Source organism: Hylemonella gracilis, from assembly GCF_004328645.1.
Taxonomy (GTDB): Bacteria; Pseudomonadota; Gammaproteobacteria; order Burkholderiales; family Burkholderiaceae_C; genus Hylemonella; species Hylemonella gracilis_B.
Map to the genome: position 1 here is coordinate 1,846,397 of NZ_CP031395.1, position 14,865 is coordinate 1,861,261.

Sequence of the window (14,865 nt, forward strand, 5' to 3'; positions counted from 1 at the left end):
TCTTTCATGGCGAAGAAGGAGCATGTTTCAGAGACCCCTGCGACCGCCTTGCTCAAGGCGCGCGGGGTCGTGTTCACCGAGCACACCTACGACTACGTGGAGCACGGCGGCACGGCGGAGTCGTCGCGCCAGCTCGGCTTTCCGGAGCATGAGGTGGTGAAGACGTTGGTCATGCAGGACCAGGAGGCCAAACCCCTGATCGTGCTCATGCATGGGGACCGCAAGGTGTCCACCAAGAACCTGGCACGGCAGATCGGCGCGAAGTCGGTCGAGCCCTGCAAGCCCGAGGTGGCGAACCGGCACAGCGGTTACCTGGTGGGCGGTACCTCGCCCTTCGGGACGAAGCGCGAGATGCCGGTCTACATCGAGGAAAGCATCCTGGCTTTGCCGAAGATCGCGATCAACGGCGGGCGGCGCGGGTATCTGCTGGGGATTGTGCCGTCAGTGTGCGTGGAATTGCTGGATGCCAAGGTGGTGAATTGCGCGCTTGAGGGTTGAAGCACCGTTCGCGTGCTTGTTTGGCTGGCGTGCGCGGGAACCGTGCGCTGCGGCCTGGGCGCTCATGCGGTGACGGTCGGCTTGAAAAGCCGACCACCCCCGTATGAGCTCCCCGCTCCAAGCCACGGCTTGTGCGTTCACCGCAAAACTACCGGAGCAAAAATGTCAGCAGTCGATCCACCAGCTTCCCATACGGCGGAACCAACAAAGCCGCGGTGGAGAACCGCGATTGCGTGAACACCGGACGCAGCTTGGAGAAAGTGAGGAAGCCCTCGAACCCGTGGTAGTGCCCCATGCCCGAAGCGCCGACCCCGCCGAAGGGCAGCTCGTCCTGGGCGACGTGGAACAGGGCATCGTTGATGGACACGCCGCCGGACATGATGCGTGTCAGCAGTTTCTCCTGCAGCGCACGGTCGTTTGTGAAGGGGTAGAGCGCCAGCGGGCGCGGGCTGGCGTTGATGCGCTGGATGACCTCGGTCTCCAGATCGTCGTAGGCGATGACGGGCAGGATGGGCCCGAAAATCTCACGTTGCATCAGCTCACAATCCATCAATACGCCACCCTGCCGGTCGGCGTGGGGCGCATCCAGCAACAGGTGCGGCGCGATCCGCCGCTTGGCATCGTCGAAGGCCGGGCCGGGAATCAGCGGGACCAATTGCGCGCCACGCGCCTGCGCGTCGTCCATCGCGTTCTTCAGGCGCGCGTAGGCCTTGGCGTCGATGATGCTGGTGTAGTCCGGCGTGTCCAGCCTGGGGTAACGTTGCATGACGATCTCGCGCGCCAATCGCACGAATTCCTCCACCCGGGCGCGTGGCAGGTAGGCGTGGTCGACTGTGGTGCAGATCTGGCCCGCGTTCAGGTACTTCACGTAAAGCAGACGTTCGGCTGCCGTGCGCAGCGGGAAGTCGTCCAGCACGATGGCAGGCGACTTGCCACCCAGCTCCAGCGTGACCGGGCAGAGGTTGGCCGCGGCGGCGGCCATCACGGCCTTGCCGGTCTGGCCCGAGCCGGTGAAAAGCAGGTGGTCGAAGGGCAGCCTGGAGAAATCAATGCCGACGCCGCCGGTCTCGTCGAAGACCTGCAGCTTGTCCGCTGCAAAGTAACGCGGTAGCTCGCGCATCATCAGCGCGGCCAGGTGGCGCGAGTTTTCGCTCATCTTGACCATGGCGCGGTTGCCGGCCGCGAAGATGGCCGACAGTGGGACCAGGCTCAGGTTGAGCGGAAAGTTCCAAGGCACGATCACACCCACCACACCCAGGGGCTGGGGAATCACGCGGTTGCCAGCCAGGCCGAAGGCCAGGCGGTCGATGCCGCGCTGCTGCGGGCGCATCCAGCGCTTGAGGTGCGTGCACGCGTGGCGGATGGCCTGCAGCGTGGGCAGCACTTCCGTCACCAGCGTCTCATGGCGCGAGCGGTGGCCGTAGTCGGCGCTGATGGCCGCGCAGATCGCCTCCTGCTGTTCGCGCACGAAGCGCTCCAGTTGTTTCAGGTCGGCCAGGCGCTGGGCGCGATTCGGAATCGGGCTGGCGAGGTAGGCGTCGCGCTGGGCCCGCAGCGCGGCCAGCAGCAGATCGGGGGTGGCAGTGACGGTCATGAGCGGGCTCCGGTTGCCGGGCCAGGGCGTGCTGGTTCGACCTGGTTCAATGGGCCATGTAGCGCCCGGCCTTGTGGTTGACGATGAGGGTGAGGTTGAGCACCACGGCTCCGATCACGGACAGCATCACCTGGGGCAAAGGCAGGGTCAGCAAGGCCAGCAGCAGGACGAGGCTGTCGGTGGCCATCTGCACGTGGCCCGCGCGCCAACCACGCGTTTCCTGTAGCCAGTAAGCGAGGATACCCACGCCGCCCAGGCTGGCCCGGTGGCGGAACAGGATCAGAAAGCCCACGCCCAACAGCACGCCGCCGATCAGCGCGGCGTACAGGGGCTGCACTGTGCCGACATCGATGCAACGCGGCGTGATTTCCGTCAGCAAGGACAGCAAGGCCACGGCGATGATGGTCTTGACGAGGAAGGCGCGCGGCATGTGGCGCCAGGCCAGGGCATAGAAGGGCAGGTTGAGCATGAAGAAGACCAGGCCGTAGTTCCAGTCCAGGCCGTAGTGCAGCAAAAAAGACAGGCCGGCGACGCCACCGCCCAGCAGGCGTTCGTGTTGGAAGAGGGTCACGGCCAGGGCGATCAGCGCGGTGCCGCACAGCAGGGCCAAGGCGTCCTCCGCCAGGCTGTGGCGCAGGGCCGGGGGCGCCCTGTCGAGCGGGGCGCGGGTGTCGGGAGGAGCGGAATCGACGAACTCGGTCATGGGGCGGATTGTGGCATTCGCCTTGTCGCCCCCGTGTCGCCGCAACGCACGCCCGGGGCCGGGAATCCGAAGCGGCGGCCTGGGCTCGGGCACAATACTGGCCTTCTTTTGTGGATGCGTCACATCTTGGCAACTTACTCCTCCTACCTGCTCCCCTCCTTGGTGGCTCTGGCTTCCTACCTGCTCGGTTCGCTGTCATTTGCCGTCATCGTCAGCCGCGTGATGGGGCTGAACGATCCGCGCACCTATGGCAGCAAAAACCCAGGCGCCACCAATGTGCTGCGCTCCGGTTCCAAGAAGGCGGCGGTGGTCACATTGCTGCTGGACGGGGCCAAGGGCTGGCTGCCGGTGGCGCTGGTGGCCTCCTTCGGGCCGTCTTACGGTCTGGGTGAAGGCACGCTGGCCCTCGCGGCCTTGGGGGCCTTTCTGGGCCATCTTTATCCGGTGTTCTTCCGTTTCGTTGGCGGCAAGGGCGTGGCGACGGCCGCCGGTGTGCTGCTGGGCCTGCACTGGGCGCTGGGCCTGGCGGTGCTGCTGACCTGGGTGTTGGTCGCCGTGCTGTCGCGCTACTCCTCGCTGTCGGCGCTGCTCGCGTCGGTGGCCGCACCGCTGTACTACATGCTGGGTGACGGTGAGTTCTGGACCTTGAACCCGTCCGTGCTGTTCGCGGTCTGCCTGATGTCGCTGCTGCTGATCTACCGGCACGCGGAGAACATCGGACGGCTCGCCCGCGGACAGGAAGGCAAGCTCGGGCAGAAGAAGAAATAAGGCCCGGGCCACCTCGGCACCCCGGCCGGTGGTGCGGGCCCGGGTGGTCCTGGCAACGTTCTCAGCGCAGCGGTGCCTGCGCGCCGAGTTGCAGGATCTGATGGTGATTGGGTCGTAGCCTTACCAGGGCAGTGGCCAGCGCGGCCTTGATGGCCGGGCTGCCCTGCAGCGTGTGGTGCAGGCGGGGCTGGGGCAGGGCGTGGCCGTCCGGCCCGGTCAGCACTGCCACATGGGGCAGATTGGCCCGTTCGCTGCGCCGCACCACGAGGGCGAGTGCATTGTTTTCCAGTTGCACGTAGGTGCCCGGCGGGCACAGGCCCACGGCGCGCACGAGGGCGTGGCCGACTTCGTCGGCGGTGGCGTGGGCCCCGTCCATGATGGCGCGCACGGATTCCGTGGTGCTGCGGCCCGCACGGGACTTGCGCGGCGAGATCATGGCTGCATAGCGGTCCACCGTGTGCAGGATGCGCACCAGTCGCCGCAGCGGCGGTAGCGCCTGCAAGGACAGGGGCGTCGCGTCCGCGTCGTGGTGGCGGCGCACGATCTCCACCCAGAGCGGATCGCGCACGCCCAGGCGATCGGCCAGCAGGTGTGCCCCGCGGGGCGCATGGGTGCGCACCGCCTCCTGCTGCTCGGCACCGGGTTTCTCGGTCTGCAGCGCCAACTGGTCCTGCAGCTCGGTCATGGCGATATTCATGGTCAGCGCCGAATGCACGAGGCTGTCATGCTCGCCGTCGTCCAACTGCAGCTCGGTGGCCAGCAGATGGCAGAGCGTGGCGCAGACCAGGCTGTGCGAGGCGCTGTAGCCCACCCAGGAATTGGTGGCCAGCTGGAACAGCAGGTACAGGCCCAGGTCCGCGTCGCGCCGCAGCAGATCACGCAGCCAGCGGTCGTACTGGAGTACGCGCTGTTCGAACTCCCGCACGGACAGCGGGTTCGACAGCAGCACGCCCAGGCCGGATTCCAGGTCGGACCAGAGTCCGAGCAGGTCTTCGTACTCGTTTTCGTCCTGGACGCTCATGGCGCGGTGGCAACCCTGGGGCTGGAAGGGTGGCTGCGCGTCACGGTCGCCTCAGTCGCGGAAGTTGTTGAAGTCCAGCGGGGTGTCGCTGATTTCCTTGCGCAGCAGGGCGATCGCGGCCTGCAGGTCGTCGCGCTTGGTGCCGGTGACGCGTACCTTGTCTTCCTGGATGCTGGCCTGGACCTTGAGCTTGCTGTCCTTGATCAGGCGCTGGATCTTCTTGGCCAGTTCGGACTCGATGCCGTTTTTTACCTTGACGATCTTCTTGACCTTGTCACCGCCGATCTTCTGCAGATCGCCGATGTCGAGGAAGCGCACGTCCACCGATTGCTTGCTCAGCTTGCCGCGCAGCACGTCCAGGATCTGTTCGATCTGGAAATCCGCGTCGCCGACGAGGGTGATTTCCTTGTCCTTGATCTCGATGCTGGCCGAGGTGCCCTTGAAGTCAAAGCGCGTGCCGATCTCCTTGGCGGTGTTGTCCACGCCGTTCTTGACCTTGACCATGTCGGCTTCGCAAATGGTGTCGAATGAAGGCATATTGCGTTTTTCTGGGTAGCAGGGTGAGAAAATCAGTGGCTTACGAAGAGCCGCCCTTTATGTTAGTCGAGAACAACGTCGCGCTGGAGCCCTACAACAGCTTTCACATCGTCGCCAAGGCGCAAACCTTGATCCGCGTCAGGCGCGAGGCCGACGTGGTCGAGGTGCTGGCCGATCCGGTACTTGGGCCGGCTCCGAAGTTCGTGCTGGGCGGGGGCAGCAACATCGTGCTCACCGGTGACGTCAAGGTCGTCACGCTCAAGGTGGAAATCATGGGCCGCCGACTGGTGGCGGAGGATGACAAAGCCTGGATTGTTGAAGCCGGCGCGGGCGAATCCTGGCATGCGGTGGTGGACTGGACCCTGGCCCAGGGCTGGCCGGGGCTGGAGAACCTGGCACTCATCCCCGGCACCCTGGGCGCGGCCCCGGTCCAGAACATTGGCGCTTACGGCCTGGAACTGCAGGACCGTTTCGAGTCGCTGGACGCCATCGACCTGCAGACCGGACGCGCCTTCACCCTGAACGCCACCCAGTGCGGTTTTGCCTACCGCGATTCGGTGTTCAAGCACGGACCGGCGACCGGCGCTTCGGCGGACCGCAATCATCTGGGCCTGAAGGATCGCGCCCTCATCACCCGCGTGCGCCTGCGCTTGCCCAAGGTCTGGAAACCCGACCTGGGCTATCTGGACCTGCAGCGCAAGCAGGCCGAAACCGGCATCACCGAGCCCACGCCGCGCCAGATCTTCGACTGGGTCTGCGAGATCCGCCGCGCCAAGCTGCCCGATCCGGCGGTGATCGGCAACGCGGGTAGCTTCTTCAAGAACCCGACCGTCACGCCCGAACAGTGCGCGGACATCATCGCCCGCGAGCCCAACATCGTGCATTACCCCATGCCCGACGGCACGGTCAAGCTGGCCGCCGGCTGGCTGATCGACGCCTGCGGCTGGAAGGGCAAGAGCATCGGCCAGGCTGGCGTCTATGAAAAACAGGCGCTGGTGCTGGTCAACCGGGGCGGCGCGGCGACCCAGGCCCCGGCCGGCGCCACGGGAGGCGAAGTCATGACCCTGGCGCGGGCCATCCAGACCAGCGTGTACGAGCGTTTCGGCATCCGGCTGGAGCCGGAGCCGGTGGTCATCTAGGGCGGGCCGGGTCGTCTGTTCAGAGACCGCGTGCGGTTTCCGGGGGCAGTTCCCAGCCGATGTCACCCAACGCCCGTTCCAGCGCGCTGCGGCTGGGCTGGTCCAGGAAGACACAACGCTTGCCCGTGCGCTTGCAATGGTCCTTCACACGCCAGTAGGCGTTGTGGCTGATGCAGCCGCTCTGACAGATCACCAGATCCGCGGCGGCCAGGGTGGCGTCGAGCTGGCTGGCGTTGTCTTCCGTGCCCCCGTCATGATGCAGGAAACGTGCGCCCCGGTGCTCGATCAGCTCGCGGTAGACCGGCACACTGGCCTGGCGACCGCCCACGCAGAGCACGGCGCAGCCTTGCAACTGCACCGGATTGACCTCGATGGCGGGGTCCGGCGCCGGTGTGGCCTGGGCCGGGTGGCCCGCGCTGGTGAGCCACATGCGGTCCGCGCGCTCGCGTTCCTGCTCGCGCTGCTCTCGGGCTTCGCGCAACGCCTGCCGGGTTTGCCGCAGTTCATCCTGGAGTGCCCGGTTGCGCTGCGCCAGTGCCTGCCGTTCCGGGAGGTTGGGGGATGCGGCCCGCAGGGCGTCGTGCGCCTCCTGCAATTGCTGCAGGCGGGTCTGGGCCTGGATCAGTTCGGCGCGCAGGCGCAAGGCGGCGGCTTGCTGTATTTCCAGCTGGGCACCGTAATGCCGTGCCTGCTGTTGGCTGCGCTGCTGTGCGCCCGCCAGTTCACGCGCCAGGATGGCGTTTTCCTCCTGCAGCGTGTCCAGTCGGCTCAGGTCGGCGCGGCTGGCCGTGCCGACCTGGTGCTGCAGCATGTGCACCTCGCCCAGGATGCGCTGCTCCAGCAGGTAGTCGCAGCGCGGGTGAGTCAGGGCGGCCCAGAGCGCGCTGGCCAGGTCAGCGCGCCCCTCATGGGTGCGGTCACGGCAGTCGTCCCACCAGCGGGCGAGGGCCTCGGTGGCTTTGAGCGGCTGGGCGGCCTTGATCACCAGCGCGTAACGGTGGTCGAGGTCTTTCTGTACCGCCTCGGCCAGCGGAGAGCGGCGCCTGCATTCGGTGACGGCCATGCAATGGACTTCGTAGTCGCTGTGGGCTGGCACCGTGCCCAGTGTCCTGGCTGTCAGGCGGCGTAGCAGGGGCAGAGGGAGGCAGACGCCGATGATGGGGCAGAAGGCATGGCCTTCGAGTTCCCAAAGCCGGCGCCGACGCGAGCCGGGGGGCGTGCCCACAGGGGGCGAGTTTGTCGTCAAAGGGGCGGGCACGCCGAGCGCCGTGGTGCTGGGCGGGGGCAGCGCCACGACCGGTGGCGTGGTACGGATGTCGCACATGGGGGCTCCTCTCAGTGCATCAGCGTGCTGGTGGGCAGCAGGCCCATGGGGTCGGCCAGGGCCGGGTCCGGCGGCGTGACGACCGAGGCGTCACTGCAGGATTCGCTGGCCAGGATCCAGCGTTCGTGGGCCATGGCCATCACGTGGCGCAGGCCCGGGCTGGCGTGCGGATGGTGCTTGAGCAGGTAGAGGTTGGCGACGATCTTGCGTGCCATGGCCGTGCGCTGCTGGCGCGGCGAGGTGGGCCCGGTCTCCAGGGGTGCGGCCCAGCAGCTCATGAGGGCCACCGTTCCGGCCACCAGGGCTTCAAGACAGGGTGGGTTCAGGTCGTCAGTGGCACAGGACATGGGCGGCTCCAGAAGTTCAGGTGATTGTATTGAGAATTATTCTCAATATATCAATGCCCCCGACTCTGGAGAGGGTTCGCGGGGCGCCCGCCCAGAAACACAAAGGCCCGCGCACCGTGACGGTGGGCGGGCCTGGCGGGAAACCGGACGCTGAATTACTTCAGCTTGATTTCCTTGTACTCCACATGCTTGCGAGCCTTGGGGTCGAACTTCATGATCGACATCTTCTCGGGCATGGTCTTCTTGTTCTTGCTGGTCGTGTAGAAGTGACCGGTACCGGCCGTGGATTCCAGCTTGATCTTTTCGCGTCCGCCTTTGGTGGCCATGGTGCTTCTCCTTGATTAGGCTTGGCCGCGCGCACGCAGGTCAGCGAGCACGGAGTCGATGCCGTTCTTGTCGATCAGTCGCAGGGCGGCGCTGGAAACGCGCAGGCGCACCCAACGGTTTTCGCTCTCGACCCAGAAACGGCGGTATTGCAGGTTCGGCAGGAACCGGCGCTTGGTTTTGTTGTTGGCGTGGGAAATGTTGTTCCCGACCATGGGCTTCTTGCCCGTTACTTCACAGACGCGTGCCATGTGGACACTTCGCTTTCTTCATACGACCGCCACCTGCGCAGTGGGGGTCTCACCTCGCCAAGTAGGGTGGCGGTGGCCCATCGAATGCTGGGGACCCAGCAAAGCCGACGATTATAGCCAATTTGGTGGATGGCGGGCGCGGGCTGGGCAGGGTGAGCTGGGGTTGGGGACGACCGTTGCGGGCACCCGCCGCACCGGGTGCCGGCCAGAGGGTAGGTGTTTCGGGCGGGCCTGGAAGGGAACGATGCCGTAGGCTCAAGCGGATCGTGGGCGGGGCGGGTCGCGCCGCCGATTTTGATTTGCGTAGCAAATCTCATGAGGCGGACGGCCCGCCCCACCCGCGGTCCGCGTCGTGAAGAGCAACGATCAACAATCCCGCAGAGCCGCTTACTCTTGTTGTTCCAGAAAACGCTGCGCATCCAGCGCCGCCATGCACCCCGTGCCCGCGCTGGTGATGGCTTGGCGGTAAACATGGTCCTGCACATCGCCCGCCGCGAAGACGCCCGGCACGCTGGTCATGGTGGCGAAACCCTGCAGGCCCGAGCGCGTGACGATGTAGCCGTCCTTCAAATCCACCTGGCCCTGGAAGATCTCCGTGTTCGGCGAATGCCCGATGGCGATGAAGCAGCCCTTGAGCTCCAGATCTTCGGTGCTGCCGTCCACCGTGCTCTTGAGGCGGATGCCCGTCACGCCGCTGGCGTCGCCCAACACTTCTTCCATGGTGCGGAAGGTCTTGAGCACGATCTTGCCTTCTTTCACCCGCTCCATCACCTTGTCCACCAGGATGGGCTCGGCGCGGAACTTGTCGCGGCGGTGGATCAGGTAGACCTTGCTGGCGATGTTCGACAGGTAGAGCGCTTCTTCCACAGCCGTGTTGCCGCCACCCACCACGCAGCAGACCTGATCGCGGTAGAAAAATCCATCGCAGGTGGCACAGGCCGAGACGCCGCGACCCATGAAATTCGATTCGGAAGGCAGGCCCAGGTACTTGGCCGAGGCCCCCGTCGCAATGATCAGTGAGTCGCAGGTGTAGGTGCCGCTGTCACCCCAGAGCGTGAAGGGGCGCTTGCTGAAATCGACCTTGTTGATGTGGTCGAACAGCACTTCGGTCTTGAAGCGCTCGGCGTGTTCCAGCAGCTTTTGCATCAGCTCCGGGCCCTGGATGCCGTCGACCGCGCTGGGCCAGTTGTCCACTTCGGTGGTGGTCATCAGTTGGCCACCCTGGGCCATGCCGGTGATCAGCAGGGGCTTGAGATTGGCGCGTGCCGCGTAGACGGCGGCGGTGTAGCCGGCGGGGCCGGAACCGAGAATCAGAACCTGAGCGTGGCGGGAGGCGGTGGCGGTCATGAAAGGGCTCTTGAAGTGGATCGGGGATGCGGGGGTGGGCCAGACTGAGGGGCCGATGCCAGGGGGTATCGACGGGTCAAGGTAGACTGATAATCCATTCAGCCCGGCGCATGGATTTCGTGTCGTGATGCAACAGAGATGTCATTGTAAGAATCCTGGCAAGACATCGCTGGTTGTCAGTCTATGCTGGCGAATCGCGCCAGGTTGGCGAGTGAGCAGAAAAACGAGTAGTACCCATGTCGATGTTGAGCAATCTGGATCTGTTGCGCAGGGTGTCGTTGTTTTCCCTGTTGAGCGAAGCGCAATTGCAGGCTTTGGCGGATTCCGTGTCCAAGCGACGCTACAAGCGCGGCGACCGTGTCGTGACCCAGGGCCAGAAGACAGGCGCACTGTTCGTGATTCTTTCGGGGCGCGCGCGGGTGCTCATGAGCAGCGGCAGCCGCCGCCGCGAAGTGATCCTGGCGACGCTGCAGACGGGTGACTATTTCGGCGAAATGAGCTTGATCGACGGCGAGGCGCATTCGGCCTCGGTGGATGCCGAGGCGGAGCTGGATGTGCTGGCGCTGGAACAATCCGCCTTTGTCCATTTGCTGGGTGAGAGCGCGGCCATGGCGCACGGCATCATGCGCGGTCTGGTGCGGCGCCTGCGCCAGGCGGACCGCAAGATCGGCACGCTGGCGCTGATGAGCGTCTACGGCCGAGTGGCCAACGTGCTGCTCGACATGGCCAAGGCCGCCCCGGACGGCGACATGATCATCCGCGTGCGCTTCTCGCGTCAGGATCTGGCCCAGATGGTGGGCGCCTCGCGCGAGATGGTGAGCCGCGTGATGAAGGATTTCGAGGAGCAGGGGTTCGTGATCCCGCTTGAAGGTGGTGCGCTCTACGTGAAGGAGCGTCGCACCGTGCCACGACATTGAGCCTGGCGCCGAGGCTTACTCCGGGCCGGTTTGCCGGCCGTTTGTTTTTTCGTTTGCATGACTGATCGATCCGACACGCTGAGTTCCGGCCCCACGGCCCTGGCCACCTTGCGCAGGCGCTACGCGAGCGAGCTGCTGCTGTTCCTCGGCCTGGTGCTCCTGGTGTACTGGGGCCTGGCCTTGGGAACCCACAGCCTGAGCGATCCGGCCTGGTCCACGTCGGGCAGTGGGGCGGGCGTGGTGCGCAACCAGGGCGGCCTGCTGGGCGCCTGGGTGGCGGACGCCAGTTATTACCTGTTCGGTTTTTCGGTCTGGTGGTGCTGGGCGGCGGCGGTCCGCAGCTGGTTCTCGGCGCTGGCGCGTGCCTTGCGGGCCCCGCGGCTGGGCGCGAACCCGGTCGATGGCTGGGCGTCGGAGTCCTCGGACGCCGCCCCTGCGGTCGCCACGGGCTGGACACGCCGAGCCGAGCAGTTCATCGGCGGGCGCTGGGGCTTCTGGAGTGGCCTCGCCCTGCTGATGCTGGCCAGCACGTCGCTGGAATGGTCGCGCTTCTACAGCTATGAATCTCACCTGCCCGGTCACGCGGGCGGGGTGCTGGGCTACTGGATGGGTCCGCTGGCCGCGCGCTGGCTCGGTCCAACGGGTTCGGCCTTGCTCGCCATCGGTCTGTGGGTGCTGGCGGTGGCCTGGGTCTTCCGCTTTTCCTGGGGCCTGGTGGCCGAGCGGCTCGGTGGCTTCGTGCAATTGCTGTTGGACGCCCGCCGTGCACGCCGGGAGCGCGCCCAGGACCGCGCCTTGGGTGCGCAGGCCGCGCGGGAACGCGAGCAGGAAGATGCGGCACGCGCCTTGGCTGCGCGTTTCGCGCAGGCGCCCGATGCCGGCCTTGCCGACGAGGATGACGACCATCCGCTCACGGCGTCGTCTTTGCTCACGCCTCCACGGCCTGTCGCGCCGCGCATGGACCCCCAGTTCGACGCGCCCCTGCCCCCCGTCAAGCCCAGCGCGCGGGTGGTCAAGGAGCGGCAAAAGAATCTGTTCGTTGATATGCCGGACACCAAGCTGCCCCAGGTGGACCTGCTGGACAGTGCGAGTGCGCAGGGCCGGCAGGAAACCGTCTCGCCCGAGACGCTGGAAATGACCAGCCGCCTCATCGAGAAGAAACTTAGTGACTTCGGCGTCCAGGTGCGCGTGGTGACGGCCCAGCCCGGCCCGGTGATCACGCGCTACGAAATCGACCCGGCCACGGGCGTGAAGGGCTCGCAGATCGTCAACCTGGCCAAGGACCTGGCGCGCTCGCTCTCGCTGGTGTCCATCCGTGTGATCGAGACCATCCCTGGCAAGAACTACATGGCGCTGGAGCTGCCCAATGCCAAGCGCCAGAGCATCCGCTTGTCGGAAATCCTGGGTTCGCAGGTCTACAACGAGGCCAAGAGTCTGCTGACCATTGGTCTGGGCAAGGACATCGTTGGCCTTCCCGTGGTGGCCGACCTGGCCAAGATGCCGCACGTGCTGGTGGCCGGCACCACCGGTTCGGGCAAGTCCGTGGGCATCAACGCCATGATCCTGAGCCTGCTCTACAAGGCCGAGGCCAAGGACGTGCGCCTGCTGATGATCGACCCCAAGATGCTGGAGATGAGCGTCTACGAGGGCATCCCGCACCTGATCGCCCCCGTGGTCACGGACATGCGGCAGGCCGCGCACGGCCTGAACTGGTGTGTGGCCGAGATGGAGAAGCGCTACCGCCTGATGAGCAAGCTGGGCGTGCGCAACCTGGCGGGCTACAACACCAAGATCGACGAGGCGGCCGCCAAGGAGGCCTTCATCTACAACCCCTTCAGCCTCACGCCCGAGAGCCCGGAACCGCTGCAGCGCCTGCCGCACATCGTGGTGGTCATCGACGAGCTGGCCGACCTGATGATGGTGGTGGGCAAGAAGATCGAGGAGCTGATCGCCCGCTTGGCCCAGAAGGCGCGCGCCGCTGGCATCCATCTCATCCTGGCCACGCAGCGACCCAGCGTGGACGTGATCACCGGCCTGATCAAGGCCAACATCCCGACCCGCATCGCCTTCCAGGTCAGCAGCAAGATCGACAGCCGCACCATCCTTGACCAGATGGGCGCCGAGGCGCTGCTGGGCATGGGAGACATGCTCTACATGCCCAGCGGTACCGGCCTGCCGATCCGCGTGCATGGTGCCTTTGTCAGTGACGAGGAAGTGCACCGCGTGGTGAGTTACCTCAAGAGTCAGGGCGAACCGGACTACATCGAGGGCGTGCTCGAAGGCGGCACGGTCGAGGGCGAGGACGGCGGGCTGGGTTTGGGCGGCGAGGGCAGCGGCGGCGGGGAAAAAGACCCGATGTACGACCAGGCCGTGGAGATCGTGCTCAAGAACCGCAAGGCCAGCATCTCGCTGGTGCAACGGCATCTGAAGATCGGCTACAACCGCGCGGCGCGCCTGGTCGAGGACATGGAAAATGCCGGCCTCGTCAGTCCCATGAACACCAACGGTCAGCGCGACATCCTCGTGCCCGCGCGCTCGGAGTGAAGATGAACTACCCTCAGTCCGGGCAGACGCCCTCCCTCTTCCCTTCCGCTACGCGCGGGACACCTGCCCGGCACGCTGGTTTCGCGGGCACCTGGCTGTGGATCGGCGTGCTGTTGCAGCTCTTTTGTTTCGGCGTGGCGCAAGCGCAGGACGGCAAGTCCCTCGATGGCTTGAACGCGCTCTCGGTCTTCCTGCAGACCACGCGCAGCGGCCGGGCTGATTTCACCCAGGTCGTGACCCTGCCGCCGCGCGCCAGCGAAGGCGGCACCCGCGTGGCCCGCACGCGCAGCTCCAGCGGCAATTTCGCTTTCCAGCGGCCGGGGCGTTTTCGCTTCGTGTATGCCGCGCCGCTGCCGCAGACCATCGTGGCCGATGGCAAGACGCTGTGGCTGTACGACGAGGACCTGAACCAAGTCACGGTGCGCGCCCAGGCCGGCGCCCTGGACGACACGCCCGCGGCCCTGATCGCCGGCGCGGCGGACCTGCGCACCCTGCAGGCCAGCTACGACCTGGCCAATGACGGCGCGCGCGATGGCCTGCTCTGGGTGCGCGCGACGCCGAAGGCGCGCGAGGGCCAGACCCAGCAGCTGCGTGTCGGCCTGCGTGCCATCTCGTCGACCCAGGTCGAACTGGGCGCCTTTGAAATCCTGGACAGCTTCGGCCAGCGCTCCCTGCTGACGTTCAGTCGCATGCAGGTCAATGCGAACCTGCCGGCCGATACTTTCCGCTTCACACCCCCGGCGGGTGCGGACGTCATCCGGCCCTGACGCCGGATGGGCAATGGCCTGTTGTGCCGTCGTTCAGTGCCCGTTAGGGGTCCGCGCAGGTGTGCCCAGGCGCTTGCGCACCCGGATGTTGAGCATTTCCACGATCACCGAGAACGCCATCGCGAAGTAGATGTAGCCCTTGGGCACATGGTGGTCGAAGCCTTCGGCGATCAGCACCACGCCGACCACGACCAGGAAGGACAGGGCCAGCATCTTGACGGTCGGGTGCTCGGACACAAAGTCGCCGATGGCGCCCGCGAACACCATCATCAGTGCCACCGAGGCGACCACGGCCGCGATCATGACCGCGACCTCGTCCACCATGCCCACGGCGGTGATGATGGAATCCAGCGAGAACACCAGGTCCACCACCATGATCTGCAGGATCACCGCGGTGAACGTGGCGCGGGCCTTGCTCCCGGAGGATTCTTCCCCGCCTTCCATCGCGTGGTGAATCTCGCCCGTACTTTTCCAGATCAGGAACAGGCCGCCGAGGATGAGGATCAGGTCACGCCCCGAGACCTCCTGGCCCAGCACCGTGAACAGCGGCGCCACCAGGCCGATGATCCAGGACAGCACCAGCAGCAGGCCGATGCGCATGAACATGGCCATGAACAGACCCAGGCGGCGCGCCAGCGCGCGTTGCGCGGCGGGCAGCTTGTCCACCAGGATGGAGATGAAGATCACGTTGTCGATGCCCAGCACCAGCTCCAGCGCGGTCAGCGTGGCGAAGGCGATCCAAGCCTGAGGATCCGTCAAGAGTTCCAGCATGGTTGTCTCCTTG

General features: G+C 65.9%; 16 protein-coding genes. 6 read left to right on the forward strand and 10 right to left on the reverse strand.

The features are described 5' to 3' along the window. The first annotated feature begins 6 nt into the window (after positions 1–6). The gene (locus DW355_RS08745; protein ID WP_131279329.1) at positions 7–498 is read left to right on the forward strand and encodes an aminoacyl-tRNA deacylase; all 492 of its coding nucleotides are present in this window, start codon (positions 7–9) and stop codon (positions 496–498) included. A 148-nt stretch (positions 499–646) separates the two neighbouring features. On the opposite strand, the gene DW355_RS08750 is transcribed toward DW355_RS08745, so the two are convergent. Then, the gene (locus DW355_RS08750) at positions 647–2,092 is read right to left on the reverse strand and encodes a coniferyl aldehyde dehydrogenase (protein WP_131279331.1); all 1,446 of its coding nucleotides are present in this window, start codon (positions 2,090–2,092) and stop codon (positions 647–649) included. A gap of 46 nt (positions 2,093–2,138) precedes the next feature. After that, positions 2,139–2,795 carry a YitT family protein gene (locus tag DW355_RS08755; RefSeq protein ID WP_131279333.1) on the reverse strand — a complete coding sequence of 219 codons (657 nt, stop codon included), beginning with the start codon at positions 2,793–2,795 and terminating at the stop codon, positions 2,139–2,141. Positions 2,796–2,921: 126 nt separating this feature from the next. On the opposite strand from DW355_RS08755, the gene plsY reads away from it, so the two are divergent. Continuing rightward, on the forward strand, positions 2,922–3,563 hold the full coding sequence (plsY, locus tag DW355_RS08760) for a glycerol-3-phosphate 1-O-acyltransferase PlsY (protein ID WP_242671345.1): 642 nt from the start codon (positions 2,922–2,924) through the stop codon (positions 3,561–3,563). Between the two features lie 61 nt (positions 3,564–3,624). Here the strand turns inward: plsY and DW355_RS08765 are convergent, their stop codons facing one another. Continuing rightward, entirely contained in the window at positions 3,625–4,584 is a 960-nt protein-coding gene (locus DW355_RS08765) for an HD-GYP domain-containing protein (protein ID WP_131279337.1), read from the reverse strand. A 51-nt stretch (positions 4,585–4,635) separates the two neighbouring features. Then, positions 4,636–5,121, reverse strand: coding sequence for a YajQ family cyclic di-GMP-binding protein (locus tag DW355_RS08770; RefSeq protein WP_131279339.1), 486 nt, complete (start codon positions 5,119–5,121; stop codon positions 4,636–4,638). A 59-nt stretch (positions 5,122–5,180) separates the two neighbouring features. Between DW355_RS08770 and murB the strand changes: the two genes are divergently transcribed. Then, positions 5,181–6,260, forward strand: a complete 1,080-nt coding sequence (gene murB, locus DW355_RS08775; RefSeq protein ID WP_131279341.1) for a UDP-N-acetylmuramate dehydrogenase — start codon at positions 5,181–5,183, stop codon at positions 6,258–6,260. A 19-nt stretch (positions 6,261–6,279) separates the two neighbouring features. Here murB and DW355_RS08780 read toward each other — a convergent pair whose 3' ends face one another. The 5 genes from DW355_RS08780 to trxB form a co-directional block, all read right to left on the reverse strand. Beyond that, positions 6,280–7,584 (reverse strand): DUF2325 domain-containing protein, encoded by a 1,305-nt coding sequence (locus DW355_RS08780; RefSeq protein WP_131279343.1) that lies wholly within the window; start codon positions 7,582–7,584, stop codon positions 6,280–6,282. Positions 7,585–7,595: 11 nt separating this feature from the next. Continuing rightward, on the reverse strand, positions 7,596–7,931 hold the full coding sequence (locus tag DW355_RS08785) for a hypothetical protein (RefSeq protein ID WP_131279345.1): 336 nt from the start codon (positions 7,929–7,931) through the stop codon (positions 7,596–7,598). Between the two features lie 155 nt (positions 7,932–8,086). Continuing rightward, complete coding sequence (rpmG, locus tag DW355_RS08790; RefSeq protein ID WP_006298735.1) at positions 8,087–8,257, reverse strand: 50S ribosomal protein L33; 171 nt, start codon at positions 8,255–8,257, stop codon at positions 8,087–8,089. Positions 8,258–8,272: 15 nt separating this feature from the next. Then, positions 8,273–8,506, reverse strand: a complete 234-nt coding sequence (gene rpmB / locus DW355_RS08795) for a 50S ribosomal protein L28 (protein ID WP_006298736.1) — start codon at positions 8,504–8,506, stop codon at positions 8,273–8,275. Positions 8,507–8,893: 387 nt separating this feature from the next. Further along, positions 8,894–9,853, reverse strand: a complete 960-nt coding sequence (gene trxB, locus DW355_RS08800; RefSeq protein ID WP_131279347.1) for a thioredoxin-disulfide reductase — start codon at positions 9,851–9,853, stop codon at positions 8,894–8,896. Positions 9,854–10,089: 236 nt separating this feature from the next. On the opposite strand from trxB, the gene DW355_RS08805 reads away from it, so the two are divergent. From DW355_RS08805 to lolA, 3 genes are read left to right on the forward strand one after another with little or no spacing between them, the layout of a single operon-like run. Continuing rightward, a complete protein-coding gene (locus DW355_RS08805) occupies positions 10,090–10,770 on the forward strand; it encodes a Crp/Fnr family transcriptional regulator (protein ID WP_131279349.1) in 681 nt (226 codons plus the stop codon). A 57-nt stretch (positions 10,771–10,827) separates the two neighbouring features. Next, complete coding sequence (locus DW355_RS08810; RefSeq protein WP_131279351.1) at positions 10,828–13,314, forward strand: DNA translocase FtsK; 2,487 nt, start codon at positions 10,828–10,830, stop codon at positions 13,312–13,314. Between the two features lie 2 nt (positions 13,315–13,316). Next, complete coding sequence (gene lolA, locus DW355_RS08815; protein WP_242671346.1) at positions 13,317–14,081, forward strand: outer membrane lipoprotein chaperone LolA; 765 nt, start codon at positions 13,317–13,319, stop codon at positions 14,079–14,081. Positions 14,082–14,114: 33 nt separating this feature from the next. Here lolA and DW355_RS08820 read toward each other — a convergent pair whose 3' ends face one another. After that, the gene (locus DW355_RS08820; RefSeq protein ID WP_131279353.1) at positions 14,115–14,852 is read right to left on the reverse strand and encodes a TerC family protein; all 738 of its coding nucleotides are present in this window, start codon (positions 14,850–14,852) and stop codon (positions 14,115–14,117) included. Positions 14,853–14,865 lie beyond the last annotated feature (13 nt).